Raw genomic sequence first — 6,178 nt, forward strand, 5'->3', positions numbered from 1 at the left:
CTGTCTCGGTAGAAGCGCCGAGGTGCGCCGCTAGAATCAGCGTTGTCGGCCCGCTGGCTTCGTCGGCAACGATCGCAACGGCGACACAGAAGCCCATGCGATCAAATATGTCTGTCCACTCGTCGCTACCGCAATCGTAACGAACGACTGGACCTTGCATGCCTTCAAGAAAATCCAGTCGACACGTCGGCTTGCGCGTCTTTGCCAGTCCACCTGATCGGATCGAGAAGGCAAGGAGCCCACCGGGAACAAGTCGGTTGTATATAAGCTTTAGCAGTGGTGCGGGCGGGCAGAATCCGATGGCACCGAAGACGGAGTAGCAGACGTCAATAGGTTCGCAGGTGGCGAGGTAAGGGGCGGCGTCGGTGCAATGGAAGACCGGGGAGGGCCAGCGGGCACGAGCGCGGCGGAGCTGGGAGGGTGCCGGGTCGATCCCGACGCCCAAGGCGCCACGATGATCAACGAGGTAGGCGAGGTTGTCGCCGGTACCGCACCCGAGTTCGACGACGTGTTTACCGCGGACATCGCCCAGCAGCTCGGGACCGGGATCATCAATGCTGGTACGGGTCCAGCGGAACTGGTGGACGGCAGGCCGCCGGTCGAGGTCGCCGGCCACGATGCGCGCGCGGGCGTGTTGTTCCCACACCGCCGTGTTCACCGCGACGGGATCGAGATGTTCAGACACGTAACGGCTTCTCCCAGGTGGCGACGGACGACCTGTTCGACAAAGGTGTCCTGCGTCGGGTCGTTGATCCATGTAGTGGCCTGTTCGAGGTACCAGGCAACAGCCCACAGCCGGTGCCAGCCCAGCGCCCACATCTCCGGTTGTAATCCCGCGCGTGGCCGGGACGCCTCCCCGTGCCCTCCTGTCCGGATGTACGCCCAGATCAAGCGTCGCAACGCTGCCGGGTCCACAAGTCCGGTGGTGCCCTGCCAGGACGCGAGGTCGAGTAGCCCCGGGCCGACGAACGCCCGCGCCCAATCCAGCAGCCGCCAGTTCGCCGCCCCGACATGCAGGCTGGTCGGGTGGAACTCGCTGTGACAGAGCCCGAACGGCGGTAGGTCCGTGCCTGCGGACAGCCGGTCCGCCTGCTCCTCGATCGCAGCCAGGACACCATCGAGGTCGACAGCCGTCATCCACCGGCCCCGCGACCATAGCTCGACCAGGCTCTTCAACGCCTGACGCGGCAGTTCGATCAGCCCTGCCCGGTCCAGGACCCGCAGAAAATCCGGGATCTCGGCATCGTGGACGGCGACTGCCGCCTTCGCTCCGTCGGCCGCAGCGGCGACCCGGACCGATTCCCCGAGATCCTCCAACAACATCCCGAGTACTCCCTCGTGAACAATACTGGCCACGACACGGGGCACCGGAACACCCTGCACGGCCACGTAACGCAGGACGGCCGCTTCACCGGTGAACGGCTCCCTCGCATACTTGAAGATCACATTTCTGCCATCTGCCAGTCTCACCCGCTCGACCCCGGACAGTGCCCACACCCGCACCACCGATCGGGCGGCCGGGCCGCCAAGCCCCATCTGCGCGGTCAGTTCGTCGAGCAGGACCGCCGCGTCGTTCATTCGTCATCTGTCCTTTCAGGCGCAGCACTTGGGGTGCAGACCGACGACGGTGGAGGGGACCGCCACCATCGCCGGTCTGCACGAACACCAGGTCAGACCGACACCGGCCGGGCCGTGACCAGATTGAGGATGGAGGAGGTCCAGGTCTGTTTGAACGTCGACAGCTCGGCCCGGAAGCGGTCGAGGTCGACCCCGAACGGGACGACCGCGCCTCCGGACATGTTCGCCGACGACTGGCAGCCGTGCACGAGCCTGCCCCCGAGGGCAGCATGGGCCTTCACGGCCTCCACCCGGCGATACTCGTTGAAGAATCCGCCGTGGTAGAGGTCGTCGACCCGCTCGGCGCCGTCCGCATCGAGGTCGTATACAACCCGCGCCGTGGCCGGGAAGAACCACGCCGGGCCGATGTCGGTGATCTCCCCGGTCATCGCCACCCGGTTGAGCGCGGCGAAGGTCGCCGACTCCCGCAGAATCCGGACGTCCTGCGCGCTGACCCCGGACAAGTCCGGATCGTCGAGCCGGTCACCCGAGAACAGGTGGCGGTAGACGCGGTCCGCCGTCCGCAACACCGCTGCCGGGTCCTGCGTGCGCTGCCCGAAAGCACGCACGAACTCCAATGTCTTCTGCTCGACCGTCGCTTCCTCGGTCTCCTCGGCTGACAGCAGCCGCTCGACCACGAGGTCCCAGTCGACCAGCATCCACACCGGCGCCTCGCTGCGCCGGAAGAAATAACGGTCCGGGTCGATCGTCACTCTCGGACCATCCACCGAGATTCCCGGGATGCGCTCCCAGTTCGAGGTGAAGGGTTCGGCCATCTCGACGGTGAACACCTCGGAGTCGGATTTTCTGGCGGGCATCACGTATCGTCCTTTCGGATCATCCTGAATGCGCCGCAGGAACGCAGCGCTTCATGGCCGACGTCAGGTCGGTGCCGAACGGGGACCGAGTCAGCCCGGCCGGCACCGACGTCTTGCCGGCACGGCCCCGACCGGCGGATGCATGGCCCTCGGATGAAAGCCGCCGGAAAGCCGTGCCAACGGATTAATCCTCAGCCAGTTCCGATCCCTGACGACAGTGCGCGACGCCATGGCGGCATCCTTGGAAATCCAGTGCGCCGAGCCATGGCGACACGCCCTGGATTTCCGATCCACCACCCCAGACCATCGTCGGCGGACTGCCGTACCACCGGGGTGCACGCCTCTCAGGACGTGATCTAAAAACAAAACATAAAGAACACAGCGGTCCGCCCCATCACGCGAACACCACGGGGCACCACACAAAAACCAAGATGCCGACCTCGACCAGACGCCGACCATACGGGCCGGTCCGTGGCGCAGCCTGCTCCCGGCCATGGACGGCCGTGCTCGCCGGGTGCGTCGTCCACGCGCGACCGCGAAGTCTCGAAGGAGTCCTCCGCGTTGACATATGAAGGCTACGATCGGCTACGAAGAGCGACATCCGGACGAGGTGAGTCAACGTGCGTCATGATCCGTCCACGTTCGTCATCCCAACAGCCTTCTGGGATCGCCCCCAGGTCGTCGAGGCACTGACGAAACGGAATGTCTGCGCGGTGTTCCGGCTGGTGCACCAGTACGCCGGGGCGAGCCAGGCCGGCATAGGTATGCGCGTAGGCATGGCGCAGTCCGAGATCAGCAAGTACCTCAACGGCAAGCGGGTCGCTACGGAGTTCGATGTGTTCGAACGCGTCGCCGATGGCCTCGACCTGCCAGACCGTGCTCGCATGCGGTTCGGGCTCGCGCCGCGAACGGAAGCCGGCCGCCAGGCCGTACCGCTGCAACGATCGACTACCGAACCCGACGTATTACGCGAAGATCCGGACTCAGTCGAGGAGATCGGGCAACGGATCGACGCTCTCGGCACGTCCAACGTCAGTCCGGCCGTCCTCGCGCACTTCGACGTGCTGATCTCTGTAATCGCCGACGAGTACGAGATTGCTGGACCGGACGCTCTGGCACCGCGGGTGCTGAAGCAGCGCCGCCGCGTGCAGAGTCTACTTGACGGGCGCCAGCCGCCCCGACAGCGTGATCGACTGTACGAGATCGCCGGTCGCCTGTCCGGGATGCTCGGATACATGGCGGTCAACACCGGCAGGTTCGGGCTCGCACGCGCCTACTGCCTGGAAGCACTTCAGATCGTCGATCTTCTCGGACAGCGCGACCTCGCCGCGTGGGTTCGCGGTACCCAGAGTCTGTGCGAGTACTACGCCGGCAATTACCAGGCCGCTTTGGAGTTCGCCTGCGAAGGTCGCCGGCTCGCCGCCGGATCGGGGCAGTCGATCCGGCTTGCAGTAAACGGAGAAGCCCGCGCGCTGGGCCGACTCGGCGACCGAGACGGTGTCGGCAAGGCAGTGGGCGAGGCGTTCGAGCTGGCCGAGCGCCACCCGGTACCCGGTGGCATGTCGCCCTGCATCTCCTTCGAGCCCTATAGCGTGGCCCGCATCACCGCAAACGCCGCAACCGCGTACGTCTCGCTGGGCGAGCCGGGCCGAGTGCGGGAGTATGCCGACATGGCGGCCCAGGTCGCCGACCAGTCCCCGTCGATGTGGAGCCGCTGTCTCGTCCGGCTGGACCTGGCGACAGCCTTACTGCTCTCCGAATCCCCCGACCCGGAGCAGGCCGCAACCTTGGGCATCGAGGCTCTGACTACCGCTGCCGGCAACCCGATCGAGTCCATCCGCCGTCGCAGCCGCGAACTCGTCACCCAGACGCAGCCCTGGCGGCAGATCGGCCCGGTGACTGAACTCGCCGAGGCATCCCGCGCGCTCGCTCTCCCACCGGGCGGAAGCCGGTGACCGTCGCACCCACGGCGGATCCTGTCGCTGAGGACTGGCACCGCTTCGCCGCGCTCGACACTCTCACCAACCACTGGGACCGCCCAGGCTGGACACCCGGACGCCGGTCGTATCACTGGATGCTGACCTTCGAGGACGCGGACGAGCTCTGCGACCTTGCCGCCAGATGCCAGGCCCGGCTACACCTACCTGTCCTCGACCCGGTTCCGGCCGACGGGCTGCACCTCACCCTTCAGCGACTTGCCTTCGCCGACGAGACCACGACCATCGAAGTCGAGAAGGCCGTCAACGAGACGCGACAGCAGCTCTCCGACGTCCAAACTTTCGCCCTGACCGTGGGACCGCTCGCCGGGTCCTCCGGCGCGGTCCGGTTCAGCGTCGTGCCGTGGGAACCCGTCATCGACCTGCGCAATCGGATCATCAACGCCACCGCCGCCACGCTCGGACCAGCCGCGGCCATCGCCAAGCCACACGGCTTCCGGCCACACGTCGGCATCGCGTACTGCAACAGCCCGACCGACGCGCGCCCGATCATCCAGGCAGTCGAGGCGCTTCGGGAGCTACCCCGAGCCGGCGTTCTGATCAAAGCCGTCGCCCTGGTCGAGCTGCGCCGCGAAGGTCGTACATACCGGTGGGAGACCGTGACCCGACTACCCCTGGCAGATCTCCCCCTCGCACCCCCGCGCCGTTGAGGGCGCCGGTTCCCCCGGCGTCAACGGCGTTCATCTGGCCGGTGAAGCGGGCGGCCTCGTCATCGACGACCTGCACCGGGCCGACGAGCCGTGGGCGAAATGATCCGTTCGTTCGGCCTTCGCAACGGTTCCGGCGGCCCCCCCGGTCGGCGAACGGGATCGCGAACACTGTGGCGAGGAAAACGCCGACGATGCACGCCCGGACCGGCAGCAACCCCTTCTTCGTACAGGAGCTGTCCAGGCTGCTGCACGCCGGCGGGCATGACGCCACCGGTCTTCCGACTGGCGCATCTGCCCGAGCCCGCAACTAATCCGACCGGCCGCACGTCCGAGGAGTGGCTCGCCGAGCTGCGCGGCGAACGCTGATGGCGCGCGGATCTACCCGGGGCAATCCCCCGACGCGGCATATTGACCGCTTGACCGCCCACCTGTGTCGATCCGGCAGCTCGTCCCGGCCGCCATCACTGACGAATGTGGACAGCCGCTGACCCTGCACGATGCCCCTACCTCGCATGGTGGACACTGGTGGCCGTATCCCCGATGATGGTCGGTTCGTCCGAAAAGCCGGCACCATCGGTCACCTGACCGAGGTTGGGACATCCAGGAGTACGCCTTGTCCACGCAGAATCGTCGCCGGGTCGTCGAGGCTGCCGCCTCCACCTGGGCGGAAGATCTCATCGACATCTCCGGGCGCAACACCCTCCTCAACTTCCGCCACACCAGGACCACCACCCTCGATCTGGTCGACAGCGCCCCCAACGTTCTGGGACTGCTGCTTGACGGCAGGCAGGTCCGGCTATCCGACCTTTTCCCCGATCCGGACGCCAACCTCCGCGCCCTGGCAGCCGCCAAGAACATCCGCAGAAAGGCCCGGGTTGTCGAAGAAGAACAGGGCATCCGACCTGCTTTCCTGATCTACGGAGCCCTGTCGTGGACGCCGCCCGGTGGCTCCTCACCGGTCATCCCCCGGCCGAACGCGCCGGTACTGCTACGGCCCGTTGAGATCACGCCGATCGACCCCACGGGTAGCGACTTCCATCTCGAGGCCGGCGACGAGATACAGATCAACCAGGTGCTGCTGCACCTCCTGCGACGC

Annotated in this window: 6 protein-coding genes; 3 read left to right on the forward strand and 3 right to left on the reverse strand. The window is 66.5% G+C overall.

What is annotated here, in order from left to right:
• The 3 genes from U9980_RS19450 to U9980_RS19460 form a co-directional block, all read right to left on the reverse strand.
• Nucleotides 1–685: class I SAM-dependent methyltransferase (locus tag U9980_RS19450; protein ID WP_322769228.1), on the reverse strand; the 685-nt coding region annotated here is incomplete at its 3' end.
• Nucleotides 655–1,578, reverse strand: coding sequence for a phosphotransferase (locus tag U9980_RS19455; protein ID WP_322769229.1), 924 nt, complete (start codon nt 1,576–1,578; stop codon nt 655–657). The genes U9980_RS19455 and U9980_RS19450, both read right to left, overlap by 31 nt.
• Nucleotides 1,579–1,670: 92 nt before the next feature.
• Nucleotides 1,671–2,435, reverse strand: a complete 765-nt coding sequence (locus U9980_RS19460) for a hypothetical protein (RefSeq protein ID WP_322769230.1) — start codon at nt 2,433–2,435, stop codon at nt 1,671–1,673.
• 620 nt (nt 2,436–3,055) lie between these two features.
• On the opposite strand from U9980_RS19460, the gene U9980_RS19465 reads away from it, so the two are divergent.
• The 3 genes from U9980_RS19465 to U9980_RS19475 form a co-directional block, all read left to right on the forward strand.
• Nucleotides 3,056–4,390 carry a helix-turn-helix transcriptional regulator gene (locus tag U9980_RS19465; RefSeq protein WP_322769231.1) on the forward strand — a complete coding sequence of 445 codons (1,335 nt, stop codon included), beginning with the start codon at nt 3,056–3,058 and terminating at the stop codon, nt 4,388–4,390.
• Nucleotides 4,387–5,082 carry a 2'-5' RNA ligase family protein gene (locus U9980_RS19470; protein ID WP_322769232.1) on the forward strand — a complete coding sequence of 232 codons (696 nt, stop codon included), beginning with the start codon at nt 4,387–4,389 and terminating at the stop codon, nt 5,080–5,082. The genes U9980_RS19465 and U9980_RS19470 overlap by 4 nt, the downstream gene beginning before the upstream one ends.
• Before the next feature lie 613 nt (nt 5,083–5,695).
• Nucleotides 5,696–6,178 (forward strand): DUF4011 domain-containing protein (locus tag U9980_RS19475; RefSeq protein WP_322769233.1); only part of this gene is annotated, 483 nt, incomplete at its 3' end.

The organism is Protofrankia sp. Cr1, assembly GCF_963555865.1.
In the GTDB taxonomy this organism is placed as follows: Bacteria; Actinomycetota; Actinomycetes; order Frankiales; family Frankiaceae; genus Protofrankia.